This is a genomic window from Enterococcus sp. AZ067 (genome assembly GCF_051715005.1).
In the GTDB taxonomy this organism is placed as follows: Bacteria; Bacillota; Bacilli; order Lactobacillales; family Enterococcaceae; genus Enterococcus_D; species Enterococcus_D casseliflavus.
This window is the reverse complement of sequence record NZ_JBIOSY010000001.1, coordinates 533,536-556,350: the sequence shown is the minus strand read 5'-3', so window position 1 is coordinate 556,350 and position 22,815 is coordinate 533,536. Positions and strand designations below refer to the sequence as shown.

Annotated in this window: 28 protein-coding genes; 3 read left to right on the top strand and 25 right to left on the bottom strand. The window is 38.2% G+C overall.

From position 1 onward, the window contains the following. Positions 1-62: 62 nt before the first annotated feature. Positions 63-308 carry a helix-turn-helix domain-containing protein gene (locus IGI82_RS02635; RefSeq protein WP_137604747.1) on the bottom strand — a complete coding sequence of 82 codons (246 nt, stop codon included), beginning with the start codon at positions 306-308 and terminating at the stop codon, positions 63-65. 105 nt (positions 309-413) lie between these two features. On the opposite strand from IGI82_RS02635, the gene IGI82_RS02630 reads away from it, so the two are divergent. Beyond that, positions 414-1,187, top strand: coding sequence for a hypothetical protein (locus tag IGI82_RS02630; RefSeq protein ID WP_438841760.1), 774 nt, complete (start codon positions 414-416; stop codon positions 1,185-1,187). Between the two features lie 228 nt (positions 1,188-1,415). On the opposite strand, the gene IGI82_RS02625 is transcribed toward IGI82_RS02630, so the two are convergent. The 12 genes from IGI82_RS02625 to IGI82_RS02570 form a co-directional block, all read right to left on the bottom strand. After that, positions 1,416-1,664: a type II toxin-antitoxin system Phd/YefM family antitoxin gene (locus IGI82_RS02625; RefSeq protein ID WP_002322861.1), complete on the bottom strand. Its 249-nt coding sequence runs from the start codon at positions 1,662-1,664 to the stop codon at positions 1,416-1,418. 98 nt (positions 1,665-1,762) lie between these two features. Beyond that, the gene (locus tag IGI82_RS02620) at positions 1,763-2,077 is read right to left on the bottom strand and encodes a hypothetical protein (RefSeq protein WP_246038406.1); all 315 of its coding nucleotides are present in this window, start codon (positions 2,075-2,077) and stop codon (positions 1,763-1,765) included. Positions 2,078-2,153: 76 nt separating this feature from the next. Continuing rightward, positions 2,154-2,597: a hypothetical protein gene (locus IGI82_RS02615; RefSeq protein ID WP_246038407.1), complete on the bottom strand. Its 444-nt coding sequence runs from the start codon at positions 2,595-2,597 to the stop codon at positions 2,154-2,156. A gap of 43 nt (positions 2,598-2,640) precedes the next feature. Then, positions 2,641-2,955: a hypothetical protein gene (locus IGI82_RS02610; RefSeq protein WP_137604750.1), complete on the bottom strand. Its 315-nt coding sequence runs from the start codon at positions 2,953-2,955 to the stop codon at positions 2,641-2,643. 21 nt (positions 2,956-2,976) lie between these two features. Further along, the gene (locus tag IGI82_RS02605; protein WP_137604751.1) at positions 2,977-4,314 is read right to left on the bottom strand and encodes a relaxase/mobilization nuclease domain-containing protein; all 1,338 of its coding nucleotides are present in this window, start codon (positions 4,312-4,314) and stop codon (positions 2,977-2,979) included. Then, positions 4,299-4,796: a plasmid mobilization protein gene (locus IGI82_RS02600; RefSeq protein ID WP_047632222.1), complete on the bottom strand. Its 498-nt coding sequence runs from the start codon at positions 4,794-4,796 to the stop codon at positions 4,299-4,301. Before IGI82_RS02600 ends, IGI82_RS02605 begins: the two co-directional genes overlap by 16 nt. Before the next feature lie 148 nt (positions 4,797-4,944). Continuing rightward, a complete protein-coding gene (locus IGI82_RS02595) occupies positions 4,945-5,283 on the bottom strand; it encodes a hypothetical protein (protein ID WP_099098420.1) in 339 nt (112 codons plus the stop codon). Between the two features lie 3 nt (positions 5,284-5,286). After that, positions 5,287-5,472: a hypothetical protein gene (locus tag IGI82_RS02590; RefSeq protein WP_137604752.1), complete on the bottom strand. Its 186-nt coding sequence runs from the start codon at positions 5,470-5,472 to the stop codon at positions 5,287-5,289. A 14-nt stretch (positions 5,473-5,486) separates the two neighbouring features. Then, positions 5,487-8,141, bottom strand: coding sequence for a pLS20_p028 family conjugation system transmembrane protein (locus IGI82_RS02585; RefSeq protein WP_438841759.1), 2,655 nt, complete (start codon positions 8,139-8,141; stop codon positions 5,487-5,489). Beyond that, positions 8,128-8,346 (bottom strand): hypothetical protein, encoded by a 219-nt coding sequence (locus tag IGI82_RS02580; protein ID WP_137072722.1) that lies wholly within the window; start codon positions 8,344-8,346, stop codon positions 8,128-8,130. Before IGI82_RS02580 ends, IGI82_RS02585 begins: the two co-directional genes overlap by 14 nt. Continuing rightward, complete coding sequence (locus tag IGI82_RS02575; protein WP_025480856.1) at positions 8,343-9,218, bottom strand: hypothetical protein; 876 nt, start codon at positions 9,216-9,218, stop codon at positions 8,343-8,345. The genes IGI82_RS02580 and IGI82_RS02575 overlap by 4 nt, the downstream gene beginning before the upstream one ends. Before the next feature lie 269 nt (positions 9,219-9,487). Next, positions 9,488-9,790 (bottom strand): helix-turn-helix domain-containing protein, encoded by a 303-nt coding sequence (locus IGI82_RS02570; RefSeq protein WP_002313373.1) that lies wholly within the window; start codon positions 9,788-9,790, stop codon positions 9,488-9,490. Positions 9,791-9,989: 199 nt separating this feature from the next. On the opposite strand from IGI82_RS02570, the gene IGI82_RS02565 reads away from it, so the two are divergent. Together IGI82_RS02565 and IGI82_RS02560 are read left to right on the top strand one after the other, a co-directional pair. Beyond that, positions 9,990-10,787, top strand: a complete 798-nt coding sequence (locus IGI82_RS02565) for a helix-turn-helix domain-containing protein (RefSeq protein WP_137604754.1) — start codon at positions 9,990-9,992, stop codon at positions 10,785-10,787. A 50-nt stretch (positions 10,788-10,837) separates the two neighbouring features. Then, positions 10,838-11,980 carry a tyrosine-type recombinase/integrase gene (locus tag IGI82_RS02560; RefSeq protein WP_137604755.1) on the top strand — a complete coding sequence of 381 codons (1,143 nt, stop codon included), beginning with the start codon at positions 10,838-10,840 and terminating at the stop codon, positions 11,978-11,980. A 97-nt stretch (positions 11,981-12,077) separates the two neighbouring features. Here the strand turns inward: IGI82_RS02560 and sufB are convergent, their stop codons facing one another. The 12 genes from sufB to IGI82_RS02500 form a co-directional block, all read right to left on the bottom strand. Further along, positions 12,078-13,469, bottom strand: a complete 1,392-nt coding sequence (sufB, locus tag IGI82_RS02555; RefSeq protein WP_005232103.1) for a Fe-S cluster assembly protein SufB — start codon at positions 13,467-13,469, stop codon at positions 12,078-12,080. A gap of 29 nt (positions 13,470-13,498) precedes the next feature. Continuing rightward, positions 13,499-13,993 (bottom strand): Fe-S cluster assembly sulfur transfer protein SufU, encoded by a 495-nt coding sequence (gene sufU / locus IGI82_RS02550; protein WP_005232105.1) that lies wholly within the window; start codon positions 13,991-13,993, stop codon positions 13,499-13,501. Further along, positions 13,971-15,215 carry a cysteine desulfurase gene (locus tag IGI82_RS02545; protein ID WP_015508911.1) on the bottom strand — a complete coding sequence of 415 codons (1,245 nt, stop codon included), beginning with the start codon at positions 15,213-15,215 and terminating at the stop codon, positions 13,971-13,973. Before IGI82_RS02545 ends, sufU begins: the two co-directional genes overlap by 23 nt. Further along, positions 15,212-16,516, bottom strand: coding sequence for a Fe-S cluster assembly protein SufD (gene sufD, locus IGI82_RS02540; RefSeq protein ID WP_005227369.1), 1,305 nt, complete (start codon positions 16,514-16,516; stop codon positions 15,212-15,214). Before sufD ends, IGI82_RS02545 begins: the two co-directional genes overlap by 4 nt. Positions 16,517-16,529: 13 nt before the next feature. After that, positions 16,530-17,303, bottom strand: a complete 774-nt coding sequence (sufC, locus tag IGI82_RS02535) for a Fe-S cluster assembly ATPase SufC (RefSeq protein WP_005232112.1) — start codon at positions 17,301-17,303, stop codon at positions 16,530-16,532. A gap of 305 nt (positions 17,304-17,608) precedes the next feature. Next, positions 17,609-17,959, bottom strand: a complete 351-nt coding sequence (locus IGI82_RS02530) for a type II toxin-antitoxin system PemK/MazF family toxin (protein WP_413153820.1) — start codon at positions 17,957-17,959, stop codon at positions 17,609-17,611. Then, positions 17,952-18,194 carry a type II toxin-antitoxin system PemI/MazE family antitoxin gene (gene mazE, locus IGI82_RS02525; RefSeq protein WP_016611354.1) on the bottom strand — a complete coding sequence of 81 codons (243 nt, stop codon included), beginning with the start codon at positions 18,192-18,194 and terminating at the stop codon, positions 17,952-17,954. The genes IGI82_RS02530 and mazE overlap by 8 nt, the downstream gene beginning before the upstream one ends. A 168-nt stretch (positions 18,195-18,362) precedes the next feature. Then, positions 18,363-18,905: a GNAT family N-acetyltransferase gene (locus IGI82_RS02520; protein WP_121260106.1), complete on the bottom strand. Its 543-nt coding sequence runs from the start codon at positions 18,903-18,905 to the stop codon at positions 18,363-18,365. A 60-nt stretch (positions 18,906-18,965) separates the two neighbouring features. Further along, positions 18,966-19,622, bottom strand: coding sequence for a hypothetical protein (locus IGI82_RS02515; RefSeq protein ID WP_010748767.1), 657 nt, complete (start codon positions 19,620-19,622; stop codon positions 18,966-18,968). 11 nt (positions 19,623-19,633) lie between these two features. Then, the gene (locus IGI82_RS02510; RefSeq protein ID WP_005232123.1) at positions 19,634-20,506 is read right to left on the bottom strand and encodes a carbohydrate ABC transporter permease; all 873 of its coding nucleotides are present in this window, start codon (positions 20,504-20,506) and stop codon (positions 19,634-19,636) included. 13 nt (positions 20,507-20,519) lie between these two features. Then, positions 20,520-21,422, bottom strand: a complete 903-nt coding sequence (locus IGI82_RS02505) for a carbohydrate ABC transporter permease (protein WP_005232126.1) — start codon at positions 21,420-21,422, stop codon at positions 20,520-20,522. Between the two features lie 86 nt (positions 21,423-21,508). Then, the gene (locus IGI82_RS02500) at positions 21,509-22,780 is read right to left on the bottom strand and encodes an ABC transporter substrate-binding protein (RefSeq protein ID WP_438841758.1); all 1,272 of its coding nucleotides are present in this window, start codon (positions 22,778-22,780) and stop codon (positions 21,509-21,511) included. Positions 22,781-22,815 lie beyond the last annotated feature (35 nt).

Sequence of the window (22,815 nt, the reverse complement as noted above, 5' to 3'; positions counted from 1 at the left end):
TTATTTTATCAAGTAACATAGGGGTGTAACATAATAATTTTAAACGAAATGACTACAAGTAGTCATTGAAGCAAATCTTCATAAGACACCTGTAGAATATCTTTGATGGCTTTCAATTGATCTAACTTAATGTGTTGGCGGCCACCTTCAATCTTAACCAACGTTTCCCTAGTTATAGCAATTTTACGAAGCTGTAGGTCTTTAATCAGCTCGGTTTGACCAATTCCTTTTTCTAATCGGATTCGTCTAATATTGCTACCGATTACATTTTCTTTATCAATAATTTTTTCCTCTTCCAAGAATAGCACACCTTTTGGACTAAAATCAGTCCTTTTTCTTATTAATCTTAAAGATTTGGTGTGCTACAATGGGACTAGTATTAGTCCATATTCAATTTTTAAGGAGGAATTTTTTTGAAGAAATTTGCAATCATTCTAACCAGCGCTCTACTAATCGGAACTATAAGCGGGTGTACCACTTCTGACACAAGCTCCACAAGTACGGAAACTAGTACAACAACCTCAGAAAAGAATTACCCAATACATTTTTTTCCGGTTCCAGATGGATTTGAAGCTTATTATCATGATAAAAAACTAGATGTTCCTTTATCAGAAACTGAATCTACTGAAAAGATTTTGCCAATTGAAATTGAAAGAAATCAAGACGATATAAAACTAAAAGCTGATCTTCCCTTACTGAACAGCACACAAATTGATAGACATGAAAATATCAAAGTTAATATTGAAAAAAGAGCGTTAGCACAACTTTATACTGAAAAAGTTGAACAATTTTTTGAGTCTGGTGCCAATAAAGACTTTTCAAAAATAAGCGATTATTCGGATAACTTTTTTAATGAGACCCAAGATGAAATCACGAACTCAACTTTTATGGCTGAAGATATGTACAATATGACGTTAAAAAAAATAAAAGCTTACGACCATCCATTAAATCTGACACTAAATAATGGATTACTCTCTTTTGTATTAGCAGGTTACGTTGACTATGAATATTCACCAGATTATTTGGAGACACCTCTTCAACACGAGAACAATGATATTAATTTTAGATTTGTCTACGAGTCAAAAAGTAAAACATGGTTAGTTGATCAATTAAGCACTATAAACACAAGCTTCCATGAATTACCTAAACCTGAAAATGAAGCTGATATGGTCATTAAAATCTTCTAAAAAAGAAGCGTTGAAGGAGAAATATTCCTTTCAACGCTCTTTTTTATATGCTTAGAAACATAAATAAATTGTATACTTTCTTTTTAGCCCCTATTACTTTTCACGAAAAATATCTTTTTTCGACACTAGCGTTTCTCTACTTATAATATTGTACACAGTTTTTGTATTATTGAAAAATTACTCATTATTTAGCATTAATCCACATCGTTTTATCAATCGACCTTCATACTAAACTACTTTAAAGTCATCTTCCTTCTCATTTTTCATTAAATCAGATACATAAGCCCATGTACCCGTTCGTTGTAAATAAAGTTCTTCTTGTAGCAGCTCCCACTTTCTCTTAGAAATCATAATGACGCCATCGTTCAATCCATTTTTAGAATCCCTAGTAATTTCTATTTCAGAATTTGAATGAACTACTTCTTGCAACACTTTACCTATATTTTTTTTGAAGTTTGTTGGAGTAATAGTATCCAAATTGAACACCTCTCTTCTCTATACCTCTATTATGAAGCGCCCATCAAATAAAGCAAGCGTTGAGGAATAATTCTTTCAACGCTTGCTTTATTAAGCTTTCATTTTGTAGTTTGACTAATACCAATAATCTGATCTCTAAACAATCGAAAAACTTCTTGTGGTTGATAATAATCTGTATCTATTTCAAATGTTTCTGAGAATAATTCATTGAATTTTTCTACTGAAATGATGATTTTACCATTCTCCTCTCGACTGTTTTCTATTATTTCTGCTTCTAATTCAAATAAATCTAGTGACGAACTAAAATCATAAATCCTGTCATATTGAATAAAAAAATCAAGAAAAAGTTGCTCAAACTCTTCCATATTTATCACTAATGTTTCAAGCGGAACAACTTTATTTTCATCAGCCATTCTTCCAATTTCCTCACTTTCATTTTCAAAAATCACAAAATTGATATTAACTTAAAAGCCACTAACAAAATAAGACTTACAAAGTAAAGGGTAATCTAACAAAATAACCATTCGCTCTACGTACTACGATTTGGTATTCCTGCCTTTCAATCGGTAATTCATAATAGTAATTTATTGTTTCTGATTTGCCACTTTCAATATACTCTGGATTATCCAATATCATAGCATACTCATAAAGTTCTTCACCATTCTTATTTTCAATCGACCATTGTTGCGGACGTATAGGATTTTCTGTATCATTTTTCATTGTATAGGTCACTTGTAATACACGATCATGCTGTGCAAATTCATTTCTTTTTTCGGTCAATTCAACCTTTTTAAAAATTAACTCAACCCCATCTGCCTGATAAGTTTCACCTATTTTTAAATCTTTTGTTACAATTTTTATCGGCTTTTCTTCTGGAAAATATCTGGCTTTAATTGTTAGATAACTTCCAAAAAGAATCAATCCTAGTAGCACTAAAAGAATTCCTTTAACGAGCTACTGAAACGGGAAGTAAACTTTAAACATCTTTTTTCTCCTCCGTTTTGTATTTGTTTTTCAGAGAATACGATAACTTTTGATCAATGGCATCCAGCTTTTCAATTACTTCATTACTTATCATTGATTCTAGTTCTGAAATTTTTTGTTCAAATTTAATGCTTTCAGGATCATTAAATTTATTATTTGATGGACTAGCTAACACTGGTAAATTTGAAACCATAACACGAAACATATTTGCCTTGGAACCAAAAACTCCTTTGTTTTGGTTGTAAAAATTGTTGAATATTTCTTTAGTTTCTTCTGAAGCCGAGACTTTAAAATATGGATAGTTCATTTTTTCCCTCTCCCTATTTACTCAAAAATCCATATCATATTGATTTTGTCGTTTTTGATAATCAATTTTTCTTGCTGTTTCTTCATACTCTTTCCGAGCTTTTTCAATCGTACCATCATCAATTGCACGATTAAATAAATAAAGAACACGTTTTGTTTCTTGAATATAACGCTTCTTAAAATTACGTTCTAAATCGGGTTCAGTATCATGAATGTTAAATTGGTCATAATCAGTTGATAAACTCTCTGCGATATCATAAACAACTTTTTTATACACCAAATCTACACATTTCTTCTTATACTTTAAAGATTCCTCTTCCACTGCAAATCCAAAGAATTGGTCTTTATTCTCACCAAAAACATCTAATAAAATTTCTATTCTGTCCTCTATTTCAAATTTATATTTGTCATAAAATTCTTCATAATCTTTTGATGATCTAAGAAATGGTATATTCTCATTATCCAATTCAAAGTGTTGCGCTCGTTCTTGCCAATTAATTCTACTATCCGCTCTACCATTTAACGATTTACCAAGATGTCGAATAGCAATTTCAGTGAGTACCTCTTCAGATTGAATTTGCTCCGCTTTTTTATTTTCTGTGAACAAATCATCAAGATAATTCATATCATAGTTTTGCCCTAAACGCTTTCCGCCAATCTTTAAGATTAACTCACCTTCAGAATCTAAGAGTTTGTACCCAATACGCTGATTTTTGGCAAATCGATAGGTCTCAATAGAATGTTTTTTCTTCAATTCCGCATGAAAGTCATCATAATTTTTCGCATACTGAGCAACTTCAGAAACAGCTAGTTTTATTTTTTCTCGATTTGAAATCTTATTTTCAGTTCTAAATTCACGTTCTTTCCAATTTTCACGATCTGCAACTAAATGATTATACTTATACATATCAAGTGGGCTAATTCCATTATCAATAAGTATATTATCATTCCAAGCCTGCAAAACTCGAATATCATTCTTTCGAATATCCATTTTCTTTCCTGTTCGCTGATCGTTTGGCGAAATACCAAAGTGATTGTGAACATGCCCTTTGTCTGTGTGTGTGACGACCAAAATTGACTGGTTAGGAAACACTTTTTCTGCCCACTTAACACCCAACTCATGTGCTTTTTCAGCGGAAATATCTTCTAGTGGATCAAAGCTTTGTGTAAAATGCCAAAGCTTTATTTTCCCTTTATCACCAAAAATTTCATTGGTTCGTTTAAATTCCTCAATAGCATTTAAATCATTCGATACGCCAATTCCTGTCACGAGTTCAGAATCTTCTTGTTTATTTAACATATATGAAATTGTATTATGAATACTCCGACTTTTTGAAGCAATTTTTATAATCGAGCCCATAACTTATTCAACTCTTTTTCCAAGCGGTTTAATGGATCACTTATTGATTTTATTTGTATCATTAAATCATTTTTTTCAGCATATAACCGCTTTAATCGCTCTTGCTTAGTTGTAAAAGATAAGTAAACACTCTGATGTTCTTCTTTTTGTATCTCGGTATCTTTTTTATTTAACTGAACACGCAAATAATTTGCTGTTTTCACTAATTGATTCAAATTTCTTCCTATTGCTAGTAAATGAAAATTAATTTCTTTATATTGTCGATCGGTATATTTTAGACTTTTCCCTGCGTTGTCTACTGCGATTTTCTTCACGTACATTGGAACAGATAAACCAAAAATGTCTGCTGTTTTTTCTAGCTCTTGGTACTGATAATCGTCTACTCGAAACTTTATCGGCCTATTTTGTCGTCGACTATCTTCATTACGTTTATATCGCTTTCGCCTTTCTTCTAATGGTAGTTTACTGACATCAATTGCCATACGCACTTCTCCTTTCCAATATTATTTTTAAGTTCAAAAGAAGCAAGCGAGGGGAAAGGGAACCCTTCCCCGCTTGTCGAGGGAGTAAACTCCCTACGAGCACCCTCATGCTCCGCATTTTATCGAGATTAGATAGCCGATAAATCAGCTACCTAACACTTTCTTCTTGCGCCTCTTCTCGATAGAAAATTCGATACGCTGTCTCTCCTTTTCTTCTCAAAAATTGTTGGAACTTCGTTTCCAACAATTGATCGCTTGCAAGAAATTCATGCACTAGGGTAAATTCGCTATTAGCGAAATTTACCGCCTTTTGCCATTTTTCTCGAGTACCTTTTTGATTAATCTCAAAAGTTTCTTCAAACTCTTTTACTGATGAAATTCCTGTTTTTTCATAGGCAAACTTTCCCAGTTCGGGATAAAGCTTTCTCTCCAACTCGGCGAGTTCTTTTTTCAAATCTGCAATTGATTTTTGTTTTTTCCTTGCCATTTTTCATGCTCCTTTTTGTATGTGAATAAGTTCATTCATAAGCTCATTTTTCATCTCTAATTCTTCTTGAATCATCAGTTCAATATAATTAGTGACCGTGATTTTTTCATTTGTTGCATTCTTTACTGATTCACATAATTCGTCAAGTTCTAAGAAATCATGCGTACTAATCTTTAGAATTAATTGCATGACAATCCCCCCTTTTATTTTTTTAATAGATTATCGAAAAGCGGATTAGGATCATTAAGTGTATCTCTGAATAACTCGTTGTCTTCATAAGTGAATCTTCGTCTTGGTTTTGATCCCTTATCATTTCCACGAATTTCACTATCAATAATCACTGTTTCATGATTTGAATCAAATTTTTTCGCTGACTTTCTGTCTTCAACAATATTGATTTTTTGTGTTTTTTCTTTCATTTCTCCACTATCTTTTTGAACGTTCTCCCGAACATCTACTGTTTTGAATCCTTGACTACTTGTAGAACTTTGTACATTTTCTCGGACATCTACTGTTTTTGGTTGACCTGCACTGCTGCCTTGAACATTCTCTCGGACATCCACTGATTTAAACCCTTGACTACTTGTAGAATTTTGTACATTTTCTCGAACATCTACTGTTTTTGGTTGACTTGTACTGCTACTTTGCAGATTTTCTCGAACATCAATTGTCTTAGTACCTTGACCATTTGAAGAACTTTGTAAATTCTCTCTTACATCAACATTCCGTCCGACATGACCATTCAATGAACCTTGAATATTTTCTCGGACATCTACTCCACCTTGACTACTTGTAGAATTTTGTAGATTTTCTTTGACCAATTTTTCTAATCCGGTATTTGAATTTTTAGCTTCTTGGATTCTTTCTTTGGTCAACGCTTCTTTTTCGTCCATATTATCGCCAGTACGCCCTTCTACACGTTTCCTCAACATTTCCTCACGATTCATTATTTCAGGCGTGTATTTTGCTTCCTGTCGCTTCTGATTAATTAATTCTTCAGCAGACTTAGATTGACCATGCATAGCATTTTTACGTTCTTCAATATCTTGTTGAACTTTTTGCTGAATTGCACTTGCAGGATTATTATTCGATTCAGCATTATTTTTCATTGCTTCACGCATACGTTCAGAACTAGACATAATTCTATCGGCATTCTCAATCTTAGCCCCATCTTTTCTATCCGAAAGACGTGTTGGCATGCTATCAGCATATTTTCCAGTTTCATCTTCTTTGTTTTTAGCTACTATAGGTTTGCTATTTTTATTAATAGCGGACACTGTACCATCATCTAAACCTTCTTTGAACTTATTCTTGGTATCATTAGCTATATCACGCATACTTTTAAATGGTTTTGTTGCTCTTTCACTAGCTATTGTAGCTCCATCTGAAGCTAAGCCTGATAATCCACGTTCACGAGCATACCCAAGCGTTTTCCCCGTTTTATTAGCTTTTTGAGAAAGTGATTGACCAAAGTTGCGTTCAGGTTTTCGTTCTTCCCCTTCCGCTTGATCGTTTCCACCACTATTTTTCCCACCTTTAGATCGGTTCATACCACCTGTTCCTTTACGAAACAGCATTGCACCCATTCCAAAAGCAGAAGCAAGTTGCCCATAGCCTTCTTTGAGTCCAATATCCACACCAAAGTAACGCATGACTGTTCCACTGCCTTTGATTAAAACAAACACAGCACAGATATAAGCAATTGTTTTTATAAAAATATTTGTTGAGATACCTTCGCCAGTATTTAAGTAATTTATGAACATTGCAAACATAGATAATCCAAACCCTTGAAATCCGACTGTTAAATAGCACTGTAAAATATCTGACAAAACTTGTTTTGATCGTTGTCCTGTTTCTAAGTCAGTAGCAAATACTAAAACTCCGAGTACACGTTTGAATGCTAGCTCGAGTATTGCTGTAATTATAATGAAAGCACTAAAAACATACGCTACCGCTAAAGCAATCAATCCAAATGAAATTCCCCACGGGTTCGCTTGATAGCGATAATATCCTGATTTGATACCATCAACAAAGGTTGACAAAAAATTATCTGAAAATTTAGTAGCAACAAATTCATTATCAGAATTTTCAACTAATTCATAACGCAGGTTATCAGCTGTTGAGTTCTCTTTTTCCATTTTATCAATTACATTATCTGTCAATACTTGCGTAAGATCCGTTTTCCAAAAATTTTCTTTTGTTAGATTATTCCGGTCATTCGTTTTGTTAATCATTGAATACTGATCTGTTTTATTGATATAAGCTAAATCAGTGACCCCTTGTTCAATCAGCGACCACGCCACGCCTTCGTCCGAATTTGTAATCGTAGTCGTATCATTATAAAATGTTTTAGAAAACTCTATTCCACTGTGAATCAAAGTCGGCATTAAAAGAATCAATGCAATCGACATAACTACGTTCATTCCAACCGATTTTAAGTCTAAAGTCCCTTTTCCAGTCACCATTTTATATCCAATAATCATTAGTGAGAGTACCATCAATCCAATAACAATTGTATTTAAAACTGACTGATAGACTTTGTTCAATCCGGTACTTTCTACAAAGCTAAACAAATCTAAAACCTCGGGAATCATATTTTGAATGCCATCGACAACAGCGAACATTGATTTTATAACAGACCAGCCTATCCACATACCGAACTGGCTGTAAAAATTTCCGTTATATTTTTTAAGATAATTCTGATAAAGTGGATTAGTTAAAAACTCAGTTTGACTCTCAGTATCATCAAACCAGTTGAAAATACTGCCTTCTGCAACGTTACTCGTAAAAATAATCATAGCTGTTAGAATAAGAAAACTAATCGACAACCAATTAATTTTACTCTTAATTACCTTCATTGTTACCTCCCTCAGCCCATTTTTTTAGGCTCTCAGAAAGCTTCTGAGCTGTTTTTCTGTCAATTATGATGTGAGTTACACATTTGTCATTTTCAGATCTTAAATCGAGAACTACAGTATTGAAGCAGATACTCTCGATTAGTTCGAGAGTATCTGTGTTTTGATCAAGACACAAAATCTGATCTATTAGACGATTTTTAATCATGTTTTTTCTCCTTCTAACCAATTATGCATAGGGATTTTAGGTAACTCTTTAATTCCGAAGGCTTTATTGAATTGATCTGTAGTTTCTATATTTTCTAGAAGCTGATTTTTATATCTAATTTGAAGTCCCTTTAGAAAAAACTTTGTGTAATCGAATAGTCCTTGATCTGTTTTTGCTTGAAAAACGCATGCTTTATGTTGTGTTATAATGCATTGAGCGTTAAGATACTGAGTATTTTCATATAAAAATTCAATGATTTTTCTGATATCTTTTATGTCTACATTAGCGTTTTTCAAATAGTGATACACTTGAAATAATTTTCGACCATCTTCGTTATTTGCTTCATAAAGAACACTAATCTTACTGTAAATCCTCTTTATATTAATATCCTCTTCTTCCATAACGGGAGTAGTTTTTGATGTGTTCTGTGAAGTAGTCTTTGTATACGTATATACGAATTTGTACATACCTCTACCTTTTTTTAAAGAGACATATCTCTTTTTTTCGATAACCCTCTGACGGATTTTCGACACATACTCCTTTTTTTCACGATCTAAAGCAGGAAAAGTAATTTCTATCAATTTATGTACATTTAAAACAATGTACATAACATTTGATAATGTAACTGCTCTTTGCTCATAATAAATATTTCTAAAAACTCTTTTGATAATTCCCTTTTTCTCTAAGTACACAATTGCATCTTTTATAGCTCTTTCTGATAGTCCTGTTTTTTTGCTTAATTGCTTATATGATTTTTGCAAAATATCTTCAATAAATTTCTTTTTATATCCAATTAACTGGCCCTCATCGTTAAAAATTTTTTGGGGTCTGTACCAGTAAGTAATTTCTGCTAAGATAACTATTGCATTCAAATAGGGCTTCTCAACGCCTTTTTTCGTTTTTTTTCTTAATTGACCGTACCACGAATGTGGAATTACATTTCCGTCAAAATTTATTTCTCTAAGTTTGTCAACTACAACATTTCCAGAAGAAAACACCTTTTCACCTTCTTTTTGATATAATAGCTATAAATAAAGTTTTCTCAGAACTTTATTGTCGAGTGCTTCCTGTGGTCGCCAAACTATCGGGAGCACTCTTTTATATATTTTTTTCAATTCTTTTCAATACTAAATTTGCTATTTCATCTTCTCTCAAAACTTTCACCTCTCTTCATTCGAGCAAACATAAACTCATTTACTGCTTTTTTTGAATAAAACTTTCTTGCACCTAATTCAACAACAGGTAATCCCTCATTTCTCACCGCATTTTTTAAAAAGTTTTCGCTCACATTTAAGTATTCTGCCATTTCTTTTTGATTGAGGTATTCCCTTGTCATACCCGCATTTTCTTGAGCCTTTTCAATTGCCTTTGTAGCAATTTGATAAAACTGTTTTAGAAACATTTCCTCCTGTTCTTCTGAAATCATTAATTTTATTGCTTCCACAAAAACCTCTCCTTTTTAATTAATTATTCTATAACTCCTCTACCTAAATAAGTACAAACAAGTACAAATTGTGTAAAAATGTATTTATTTGTATTTACGAGAATAATATATCACGCTCCCAACAAAAAGTAAATACTTTTAAATACTTTTGTTTTATAAATATGATATACTATCTATAAAAATAAAAAGGAGAAAAAAGATGAAGCCGAATCCTTCAGAAGCAGGAAAACGAATTAAACAATTACGCCTTTCATGTGGTTTTACTATGGAAGAACTTGGAAGGAAAATAGATAATTCACCACGTGCGACCATATCCAACTGGGAACGTGGGACCAATTTGCCAAATCCACAAAAGCTGAAATTATTGTCAACTATCACTAATTCAACAATTGACTGGATTAAATGGGGAACATTAGAAGAGTATATAACTTCATACCTTATCGATATAGGGTATGAGCTATATATTAAGGACTTTCCAGAGATACCTCACAAAGTCTTTAAAGACATCCAAGAAAGATATAGTGATACGTTTTCGCTAGATAAAGACTATGAGTTATTGAATCCTATAATAAAAAATATATTTTCAAAATATTACTCAAAAGATTTTGAAATTTATCTAAATGAGATACTTGCTAATGATATCAATCCTCTTATCGAAGAGTTTGCTAGTCAAAAACACTCTATCTCTAAAGAGCTATTTTTCAAAAGAGCCAACAGTAGACTTCAAGATAAGATAAGAAATGGGGATTTCAAATACGGTGAAAAAGAAATACTGATTGATTCTTCAAAACAGCTATTAAACGAAATGGACTTAGCCTATCAAGATATTTCACAGTATTCATCTGTCGAGGATTTCTTTTATAAAATTACTAAAAACCAATTTGAAACAGAAAAATTTATTTCTGATCTTAGCAAAAAATACAATTTCCCATATGAGAAAAATAGTATAATCGCAAAATTTCTAACTAATAATCACGATAAATTTAAAAGCAATTGATTCTTCAAATAACTTCTCTACCTGCAATCATGAAGTAAGGAGAGAATCAAATGGCAACATTTTTTTGTTATAAATTACAAAATGGCGAAAAATATTGGGGATTTGAAACTTATTTAGGAAAAGATCCCAAGACTGGAAAAGATATACGTACAAAGCGTAGAAGATTCAAGTCAAAAGCTGAGGCGCAAACAGCACTTAATAGACTACTTGTAGACTTTAAAGAAAAACAAGAGTTTAAAATAAATGTTACAACTTTTCAAGAGTTGTATGAATTATGGATTGATAACTACAGAACAAGAGTAAAACCGTCTTCTGTTGCCGTTGCTCAACGTTTTTGCAAGAACCATATATTACCTGCTTTTGGGGAATTACGATTGGATAAAATAAGTGTTAGTTATTGTCAAAAACAGGTGAATGAGTGGCACAAAACATTAAAACAATATGGTTTCTTGAGAAAAACAACTGCTCAAATATTTAAATTTGGAGTAGCAATGGAAGTCTGTAAGGATAATCCTATGTCTAAAACATTGCTTCCAAGAAAAATTGAAGAAGAACAACCCTTGAAGTTTTACACGAAAGATCAATTACAACTGTTTTTACAGAATACTAAAGAAAATAATTCAGTTAAACTGTACACTTTTTTCCGTTTATTAGCTTATACAGGAATGCGTAAAAGCGAAGCATTGGCGCTTCAATGGGAAGATATAGACTATTTCAATAAAACAATAACAATTGGTAAAACTATCGCTCAAGACGAGTTTAATCAAGTAGTTCTACAAGTACCTAAAACTAAAAAATCATCAAGAACGATTCAGCTTGATGATTTTACACTTAAACAACTGCGTATTTGGCAACAAGAACAAATGAAAATAATGATCTTATATGGCTATAACACGAATTCACCAAAACAGTTTCTTTTCACTACAAACACAAACAAGTTGTACTACCCCCAAGTAGTAAACGATTGGTTAGACTGGATTTACAAAAAGACACCGATGGAGCCTCAAATTACTCCACATGGATTTAGGCATACCCACTGTAGCTTATTGTTTGAAAGTGGTGCGTCGATAAAAGAAGTACAGGAACGATTAGGTCATAAAGATATTAAAACCACCATGAATATCTATGCTCATGTCACACCACAATCTGTTAAGAAAACTGGTGACCGATTTGCAAAATTTATGGGCGAATAATTCCAAACGTAGCCAAAAACGTAGCCAACCATTAAAATACAAATAAAAAAACGCTCGAAACGCTTTAATATCAACGTTTCGAGCAATGAAATAGTTATTAACCCACAGACCCTTCCATCTCATAACTAATCAACCGGTTCAATTCGACTGCGTATTCCATCGGTAATTCTTTGGTGAATGGTTCGACGAATCCCATGACGATCATTTCGGTTGCTTCGCTTTCGGAGAGACCGCGGCTCATTAGGTAGTACAGTTGTTCTTCTGAGATTTTGGAGACTTTGGCTTCGTGTTCTAGGGACACCTGACTGTTGTGAATCTCATTGAATGGGATGGTATCGGATTTCGATAGGTCATCCATGATGATAGTGTCACACTCGATATGGGAGATAGAGCCTGCGCTCTTCTTGCCGAAGGTGACTTGTCCACGATAGTTTACTGCACCGCCGTCTTTAGAAATTGATTTTGAGACGATGGAGCTGGAGGTATTTGGTGCATTATGGATCATTTTTGCACCAGTATCTTGGATTTGGTTGGCACCTGCAAAGGCAATGGAAAGCATCGTGCCTCGTGCGCCTTTGCCATCAAGATACACACTTGGGTATTTCATGGTTGTTTTGGCACCTAGGTTACCATCGATCCATTCAACGGTAGCACCTTCTAAGGCTTTGGCCCGTTTGGTTACTAGGTTATAGACGTTGTCTGACCAGTTTTGAATGGTGGTGTAGCGGCAGTAAGCGTCTTTTAGGGTAAAAATTTCAACGATGGCTGCGTGCAAACTATTGCTTGAATAGGTTGGGGCGGTACAGCCTTCGACGTAATGGACGCTGGCGCCTTCGTCAACGATGATCAATGTGCGTTCGAACTGACCGGTATTTTCGGCATTGATTCGGAAATAGGTTTGTAATGGCACATCGACACGAACGCCTTTTGGTACATAGATAAAGGTACCACCTGACCAAACGGCTGAGTTTAAAGCAGCAAGCTTGTTATCGGTTGGTGGGACTAATTTTGAAAAGTATTGTTTGAACAGCTCAGGGTATTCCTTCAAGGCTGAATCGGTATCGGTAAAGACGATGCCAAGTTTTTCAAACTCTTCTTTCATGTTGTGGTAAACGACTTCTGATTCGTATTGGGCAGAAGCGCCGGCCAGGTATGCCCGCTCGGCTTCTGGAATACCAATGCGTTCAAAGGTCTCTTTGATTTTTTCTGGTACGTCATCCCAATCACGGGCAGGACGATCACTTGGTTTTTGGTAATATTTGATGGCATCAAAATCGATGTCAGACAGGTCTGGGCCCCAGTTTTGCATGGGCATCTTGTTGAAGGCTTCAAGAGACTTCAAGCGGAACTCAAGCATCCATTCTGGCTCTTGCTTGACCCGTGAGATTTCACGGACGATGTCTTCGGTCAATCCTTCGCCGGTACTAAAAACAGGCTGCACGTCATCGTGGAAGCCAAATTTATATTCTTCTAATTCGGGTACACCCATGGTTCTCACTCCTTTTGTAGTGCGGTTGTCTATTCGCTGGTTTCTTCAGTGTCAGATTCATTGGCGTGGCTGTGACTGACAGATGCTTGTGTACTGTCGGCAGCAATGGCTTTTTCTAATGCTTTCCAAGCTAAAGTCGCACACTTGATGCGTGCAGGAAACTTCGCCACACCTCCAAGCATGGAAGCATCGCCTAAGCGATCGCTTTGGGGAATGTCGTTTCCTTGGACGAGCTCAGAAAACAAGCCTGATAGTTCACCAGCTTCTGCTAGTGTCTTACCGATAATCGCATCCCCCATCATGGATGCACTGGCGGTACTGATGGAACAGCCTTCGCCAGTAAACGCGATATCTTTGATGGTGTCTCCTTCGACAGCGAGCTCCAAGTGGATCACGTCGCCACAGGTAGGGTTATTCAATTCGACTTTGTACGTTGAATCATCCAAGGTGCCTCGATGATGTGGGTGGCTGGAATGATCCAGAATGACTTGTCGATACAAATTATCTAATTTCGTTAGTGCCATGTTGGAAAAACTCCTTCGTCAGCTTGATGGCGTCAACCAGTCGATCGGCGTCCTCTCTTGTATTATACAGGTAAAAGCTGGCCCGTGCAGTCGCTGGGACTTGCAAATAGCTCAAGAGGGGTTGGGCACAATGATGACCTGCCCGTACCGCGATGCCTTCCATGTCTAAAGCGGTGGCAACATCATGAGGATGGATGCCTGCTAGATTAAAGGCGATCACTCCCGTGCGTTTTGCTGCTTCTTGGGGGCCATAGATGGTCAAGCCTTCAATGGCTTGCAGTTTTGGCAAAACGTAAGCAGCTAAGTCTGCTTCATGGGCGTGGATGTTTTCTAAGCCGATTTCTGTTAAGTAATCCACCGCTGCACCTAAACCGATCGCACCAGCAATATTTGGTGTACCAGCTTCAAATTTCCACGGCAGTTCTTTCCACGTGCTTTCTTGCAGATGGACAAAATCGATCATTTCACCGCCAAATTCGACGGGCTCCATCTGATCCAGCCATTGCCGCTTGCCGTACAAGACACCAATGCCAGTTGGTCCGCACATTTTATGGCCAGAAAAGGCATAGAAATCACAATCCAGTGCTTGGACATCAACTGTCATATGTGGAACAGCCTGAGCACCATCCACCACCATGACGGCTTGGTGTTGATGCGCCAATTTGGTTAGCTCCGCAATCGGATTGATCACGCCTAAAACATTGGAAACGTGAGCGATCGAAACGATAGCGGTTTTTTCTGTGATCTGTTTCTTGGCATCTTCCATGTCCAAGGTGCCTTCTGGCGTCAGCTGGATATATTTCAAGGTAGCTTTTTTTCGGGCTGCTAATTGTTGCCAAGGGATGATATTGGAGTGATGCTCCATATAGGAAATCACGATTTCATCGCCTTCATTGACAAAACGGTCGCCGTAGCTGCGGGAGACCCAATTTAAACCAGTGGTCGTCCCTCGAGTAAACAGCACTTCCGCCGTTTCATTCGCATGGATAAAGCTGCGCACTTTTTCCCGTGCGCCTTCATAGGAATGGGTCGCCCGTTCTGCGAGGGTATGAACCCCACGATGAACGTTGGCATTGTCTTGATGGTAATAATCGGTGATTGCCTGCAGCACCGCCTCTGGTTTTTGCGTAGTGGCGGCATTGTCGAGGTAGATCAATGGTTCGTCATTTACGAGCTGATCCAAGATGGGAAACGCTTGTTTCACTTTTTGGGCATCGATCATGCGAGCAACTTCCCTTCGATAACGGCAACCAATTCTTGTTGCACTTCTTTGACTGGAATCGCGGTCAAGACGGAGCCTAAGAAACCACGAATCACCAAACGTTCCGCTTCTGCTTTGCGCAGCCCACGACTCATCAAGTAGTACATTTCTTCTGGATCGACCCTTCCCACACTGGCTGCGTGTCCGGCGGTTACTTCGTGCTCATCGATCAAAAGGATTGGGTTGGCATCGCCCCGGGCTTGGTCAGAAAGCATCAAGACCCGACTTTCTTGTTGCGCGTCCGCCCCTTTGGCTCCTTTTAAAATGTGTCCGATACCGTTAAAGGTTAAGACGCCGCGTTCTCTAATGACGCCGTGTTGCAGGATATGGCCAATGGAATGCGGTGCTTTGTTGGTGACGCGAGTGTCGATTCCTTGTGTTTGACGCCCAGCACTGATTGCGACCGCTTTGACTTCCGAATGCGCGCCTTCGCCTACAAGATCAGAATCAAAGTCCGCCACGACGTCGCCGTCATTCATGACTCCAATTGCCCAATCTACCATCGCATCTCGTAATACATAGCCGCGACGATTCATGTACGTAGTGATGTTGACACCTAACTGATCAATCGCAGAGAATTTGACCTTCGCACCTGCTTTGGCGATCACTTCCACTACGATATTGCCAGACAGTTTTTTCGCTTGGTCGCCTTTGGTTTGGAAACGTTCCAAGTAGCTGAACTCACTGTGCTCATCAGCAACGATCAAAATGTGTTTGAAGAAATGCGCTTGGCTATTGCCATTGTGGTAGAAAATCGCTTCAAGGGGTTCTTCGATTACCACGTTTTTTGGTACATACAAGAACATGCCGCTATTCATAAACGCCGCATGTGCTGCGGTCATTTTGTCTTCATCCATTGGCACTGCTTTGGTCATGTAGTATTGATTGACCAACTCTGGTACTTCTTTCATTGCTGTAAACAAGTCAGTGAAGATCACGCCTTTGTCGATCAACTCTTGCGGTAATTGCTCAAAGATGGTGGTGTCATCAAACTGAACGAGGGTCGGATGGTTATCCATCGCGTCAAAGGCGGGAACTGCGCCTGCCACTTCTTCTTCTGGCAAAGCGTACTCACCAGCAAGTGCTTGTTCGTCGATATTGAACAATGGCCAACGCTCGTAACGCACCCGCTCGATTTTTGGAAACGCAAGTTCATCCACTTTCGCAAGGGCTGCTTGGCGTAATTCCAACATCCATTCAGGCTCTTCTTTTAACGCTGAAAAAACGTTGACTTGTTCAAGATAATCCTGTAATTTTGCCATTTACCTTGCCTCCTTACGCTTCTTCTTCTTTGTAGTCGATTCCTAACTCTTTACTGATCCCAGCATAGCCTTCTGCTTCTAGGCGTTTGGCTAAATCTGCCGAACCGGTCATCACGACACGGCCTTCCATCATGATATGAACCACGTCTGGTGTGATGTAGTTTAACAGACGTTGGTAATGGGTGATGATCAAAGCGCCAAAGCCTTCGCCGCGCATTTCATTGACGCCTTTTGCTACGACTTTCAAGGCATCAATATCTAGACCAGAGTCGATCTCATCCAAAATCGCAAAGGTTGGATCTAGCATCAACAATTGTAAGATTTCATTTCGTTTCTTTTCTCCACCAGAGAAGCCTTCATTCAAATAGCGTTCCGCCATTTCTTCTGGCATATTCAATAAATCCATTTTTTCATCTAATTTTTTCAAGAAATCCATGACAGAGATTTTGTCGTCTTCGTCACGTTTGGCATTGATCGCTGCCCGCATAAATTCCGCATTGGTGATGCCTGGAATTTCACTTGGGTATTGCATCGCCAAGAACAGACCTAAACGAGCCCGCTCATCCACTTCCATTTCCAATACATTTTCGCCGTCGAACAAAATTTCCCCTTCTGTCACTTCATAATTCGGGTTGCCCATGATGGCAGCGGACAAGGTTGATTTCCCTGTACCGTTTGGTCCCATGATGGCATGGATTTCTCCAGTTTTTAACACTAAGTCAACGCCTTTTAAGATCTTTTTATCTTCGATTTGGACGTGTAGATTTTTGATTTCTAAAACTGACATTTCTTTCCCTCCAGTATCTTTTCTTTCTCACTATTTTAGACTAATTGAGAATGAACTTCAAACGCTATTCCCGACTTTTTTAAAATATTTCTAATCTGTACATTGGAATTATTATAAAGTATTACATAGAGATAGTACATGGTTATTGTTCAGAAAGTCGACTATTTTTGAAATTTTACTTTTATCTTTCCACTATCTTCTTTTCTCTATTGTTGAAACCTTGTATTCTTAGGAAAACAAAGTGAAGGACCCTCACTCGTTTTTTGTGAGGGTCCTTCACTTTTTCCATCCTGCTGTTTTTTTAACTATAATGGAAAATTAAAGTTCATCATAAAATGCTGTGCAACATTAATCAGTTCTTTTTTTGATAGTTTCCCTAATATTTCAATCTTTCTACCGTCACGCTCGGAATAATCTAGCGTATAAACTTGCTTTGTATTTACTTTACTCCCAGGTTTCAATTTATCGTGTTGAATATCGAAAAAGTAAGGACGCATCCTATCTGTACTCGTTATTGGACAAACAATGATCAAATTTGAGGTGTAACTGTACTCATCCCTGCTGATGACTAAAGCAGGACTGCGCTTTTTGATTTCACTCCCTTTCGAGGGATCAAAATCAATAAATACAAGAGTCCCTTGTTCGAGCCTATTCATCAAGCTGCCTGCCTTCAACAATAAAATCAGCAGCTAGCATATCTTCTTCATCAACAAATTCTTTCTCTTTCGCAGCTAAAAAATAATCATCGATCTTAGGAATCAAGGAAATCGTACCATCGTTTTCTTTGCTGATAAAGTAGGTCTTACCAGCAGGAATCTCAAACTTACTTGCTAGCGTGACCATTACCGCATTTCCTTGCTTTCTTGTTTTCACTGTATCTAAAACAATCACCTTTCCTTCATAACATATATAGTCCATTTCACCACGTAATTACTGTAATTACAAAATACAGCTAGGAGATCAGCCCCTTTTTTACTAGGTACTTTACTATACGCAAAATGCATCGGATAAATCATCAACAACAAAAGAGGACACGAAAAAATCTCGCATCCCCTACCTTCACTTCTGCTGTGCCCATTCTTCTCGCAAGATGCCATACTTGATGGAATCATAATAGGTGCCTTCCCAGAAACGGACTTTGCGGATCTGGGCTTCTTTGGTCATCCCTAGCTTTTCTCCTAGTTTCATCATGCGGTGATTGCCCGACCACGTGGTATAACCGACACGCTGGATATGAGGCTGTGATTCAAACAACTCATTGATCCACTGGCGAATTGCTTGGCTACCAATGCCTTGATTCCAAAGGGAAGCATCATAGATGGCTATCCCGAATTCCAACCACTGCTGCAAGGTATTGTCTTCCCAATAAGCGGTCGCGATCCCTACGATTCTTCCTTGATAGCTGATCGCTTTACGTAACGGGTTGTCGATACAGCTAGCGCCAAACCCCGTTCGAAATTCTTCCCACGTCAACACGGGGTCTTGGAAATACGGTCCGTCCCATTTTTTCCATTCTAAATCTGCCTTAGGCCCATAGCTGATCGACCAAAGTTCAGCAATTATTTCTTCCGTAATCGGTTGAAGTGTGACTGTTTCTGCCATCTTCAAGCCCCCCTTTCTCCTAAAAAAAGTCGTCTCCTTTATTCGTAGACGACTTTCTTTCTATTTTATCTGAAATTTCCGTAAGTTTAAATAAAGGAGTCCGAAAAAAAGGACTGGAAAAAGAGTAAAGCCAAATTGCGGCTTCAAAATCAAGGCGACAAAAACGGCAACAAACAAAAAGGTTGCTAACAAACTAACAGGCCATTTTTTCAAAGTGAAGAAAAGTGCGGTACGCAGGACATCTTTCTTAGCGGCTTTTGGATTACGCACTTGGAAGTACCAAGCGTTGATACTTAGAGCTATGGAAAGCATCCCTAACAAAAGAAAGAAAGGAACGAGCCATTTGCCACTTTCAAATTGAACCGCAAACAGAATATCCACGATCGCAATGACACTTCCCAGCCAGCCGATGAGCCAATAGAGAAAACCGCGCACGGCAAAGGTTCGTAAAAAGTAGCAGAAATCTTTTACTGGATCGATGTCTTTGTGTTCTGCAAAGCGATCGATCGCAGCCAGGAGGCTGATCATGCTTGGACCAATCAGCAAGAGTGCCAATGCAAACCAAAGGAGGTTTCTAGGATCGACTGCCAAGAACATTGCCGTGAGGGTGTAGGGTGTATTCACGACCCAAAAACTGATATTCAGGGCAAAGCCAATATATAGCCAGCGGAAGATCCGCATGTAAAGATTGTTTTCAAAGGTAGGTTTGGTAAACATGATTGATCACCTCAATTTTTCATTCCCGAAGTAGCGATTCCTTCTACGAAGTATTTTTGCATTGCTAAAAAGACGATCGCTACTGGCAAAATGGAGACCACAGATGCTGCCATGATCAGGGCGTACTCGGCATCATATAAGCCGACAAACATTTTCAACCCTAACTGAATGGTTTTGTTTTCGGTTGAGGAAAGGTAGATAAATGGTCCCATATAATCGTTCCACGTATTGACGAAGGTGATGATGGTCAGACTCGCTAAAGCGGGCTTCGTCAGTGGTAGAATGATTTTTCGATAGATCCCCCACTCACTCAGGCCGTCGATCCGCGCACTTTCACACAATGAGTCAGGAATACTACTATAGTATTGTTTCAACAAAAAGACGCCAAAGGCACTGAAGGCTTGTAAGAGGACCAAAGACCAAAGCGTGTCTGTCAGCCCGAACTGGCGCATCATGATGAACTGAGGAATCATATAGGATTGCCAAGGAATCGCAATCGTACCGATGTATGTCAGAAACAACAGGTCGCGTCCTTTGAAATGCATCTTCGAAAACCCATAAGCCGCAAAGCTAGAGGTAAACAGTTGGATCAAGGTAATGATGACGCTCAAAAATGCTGTGTTCTTGAAAAAAGTCAGCAAAGGAATGCGATCCCAGATCACCGTATAGTTTTCTGGGTGCCAACTTTTTGGAATCCATTGGATCGGTACGCTAAAAACATCGTTATTGGTCTTAAAAGAAGCAGAAATCATCCAGAGAAACGGGATCAGTGTCACTAACGCGAGAAATGTTAATAAAAGAATCAAGGAGACACTGCCGACCGACAGCTTGGCTTTTTGTTTTGGTTTGGCTTGAACATTCTTTTTACTCAGTGTATTTTCCATCTGTACTCCCTCCTTACACCCGTTCTTGTCTTTGGTTCCACTTAAACTGGATCACCGTGATGCCCAAAACGATCACAAACAAGACCATGGCGATCGCAGATGCGTAACCAAAATTAAATTTCACAAACGCTTCGTTGTAAATTTGATACACCAAGACATTGGTGGCTCGACCGGGTCCGCCGGCAGTCATGACTTGGACCAAATCGAAGATCTTGAAACAGTTGATGACCAACATGATCGAAACAAAGAAGGTCGTTGGTCGCAAGGACGGCAACGTCACGTTGCGAAACTGCTGCCACTTGTTGGCGCCATCGATCGAAGCCGCTTCATACAATTCCTTTGGCACACTTTGTAACCCTGCCAAGTATAAGATCATGTAATACCCCATGCCACGCCAGACGCTGACTATGATGATCGCCGTCAAAGCCCAATCAGAGCTGGAGGTCCAACCAGGAGGATTTTCAATAAAAAATTTCAAAAACTGATTGATTGGTCCCATCGTTGGGTGAAACAACATGTTCCACACGACAGCGATCGCAACTAACGAGGTGACATAAGGAAAGAAGAAGGCAGTACGGAAAAACTTCATTCCACGTACTTTTTTATTCAATAAAATTGCTAAGCCTAAGGAACATACTAACGTCAATGGAACGACGCCAATCGTATAGAGAAAGGTGTTCTTTAACGAGATCCAAAAGGTGTCGTCCCCTAGCATTTTGCTGAAATTTTTCATTCCCACAAATTCAGGCGAACTAAAGGAATCCCATTCCATGAAAGCCAGAATCAATGAGAACACAACGGGCACTAAGGTAAATAAGAAAAAGCCGATAAAGTTCGGTGCAATAAAAGACAGCGCGGTTAGCGTATTTTTGCGTTTCAACTTATTAGCTGCTTTTGATTTTGAGGTTATTTCCATATTTGTCTCCTGCTGCTTGCCAGCAGGCCCCCTTTCATTAATAAAGAGAAGGAACTTTTTTGCCCAAGTCCCTTCTCTCGTTAGGACTATTCGGTTTCAGATTTCACCCTTTTTTCCATATTCGCAATGCCTTCTTTTGGTGTTTCGTCCCCTACAAGAATCAAGTCATGTTCTTCTTGCAAGATTTTGTCGATCGCTGGTCCATTTTCATCGACAGGAAACTCGATCGCGACGGTTTCTGGATTGAAGGCTTTTTTCGATACTTCATCGGCGGGCATGCCTTCACGGGAGAAGTAAAGTTCATCAATGGCGTCAGTCTTATACGAAGGAACGACACCGACTTCTGCTAATACTTTGGCGCCTTCTTCACCAGAACAAAAGTCTAAGAATTTTTGTGCAGCTTCTTGATGTTTTGAATTTTTATTGATGGCAAAAGCAGTCGGAGAACCAAATGTCGTTACTTCCCCTTTTTCATTTTGCGGCATTTCCGCAATGCCCCACTCAACATCTGTCTTGCCATCGTCGATATTGGTCATCAACGCTCCCATATACCAAGTTCCCATGTACATCATGGCTGCTTTTTCATTTTCAAATTGTGATTGATACGTAACTTTCGTTGATTTTGCTGTCCCAAAGTCCATTTGCGCTTTTTCGTCTTGCATCCGCAATGCACGATCATAGTACGCTTCCAAGTAGTCGTATTGAGGATCGATCAAGTTGGCGCCATTTTGGGCAGCTGCAATCGCTTGGGTAGTGGAACGCCACGTGTGTTGATACGCACCATAAATTTGTTCGTCTGGTTTTGTTAGCTGCTTGGCAAGCTCCTCATATTCGTCCCAGGTGATGTTTGATGGGTAGTCTAAACCTGCCTCATCGAACATTTTTTTGTTATAATACAAGACCCAAAAATCCGTCCGATACGGTTGTGCATAGGTTTTGCCTTCTACGTCATACATGTCATAGCTTTCTTGCGCTGGGGCAATATCCAATGATCCGATATGGTAGGTGAGATCCACCAATTGGTCCCGCAACGCATAATTAGAGTAAGAAAGTAAATTTTTCATGGTCAAAATATCTGTCGTATCTCCTGAAGAGAGCATCGTCGTCAGTTTGGTATCATAATCATCTGAAGCAATATCGACAGGTTCAACGGTAATGCCCGGATTCGCTTCTTCAAAGGCACGGAATAGTTTTTCGAATTCAGGTGTCGTATCGTAATTCCAAGTGGTTACGGTCAATTTGATGTCGCCATCTTCAGAAGCAGTGGAATCATCTGTCGCTCCGCCTCCACACGCTGCCAAGGCTGCGATCGTCCCAAACATCGTTGCTGCTAATAAACCTTTTTTCAAAAAGTGCATGTTCATTCCTCCATTAAACATTTTTTTTAAGGGTC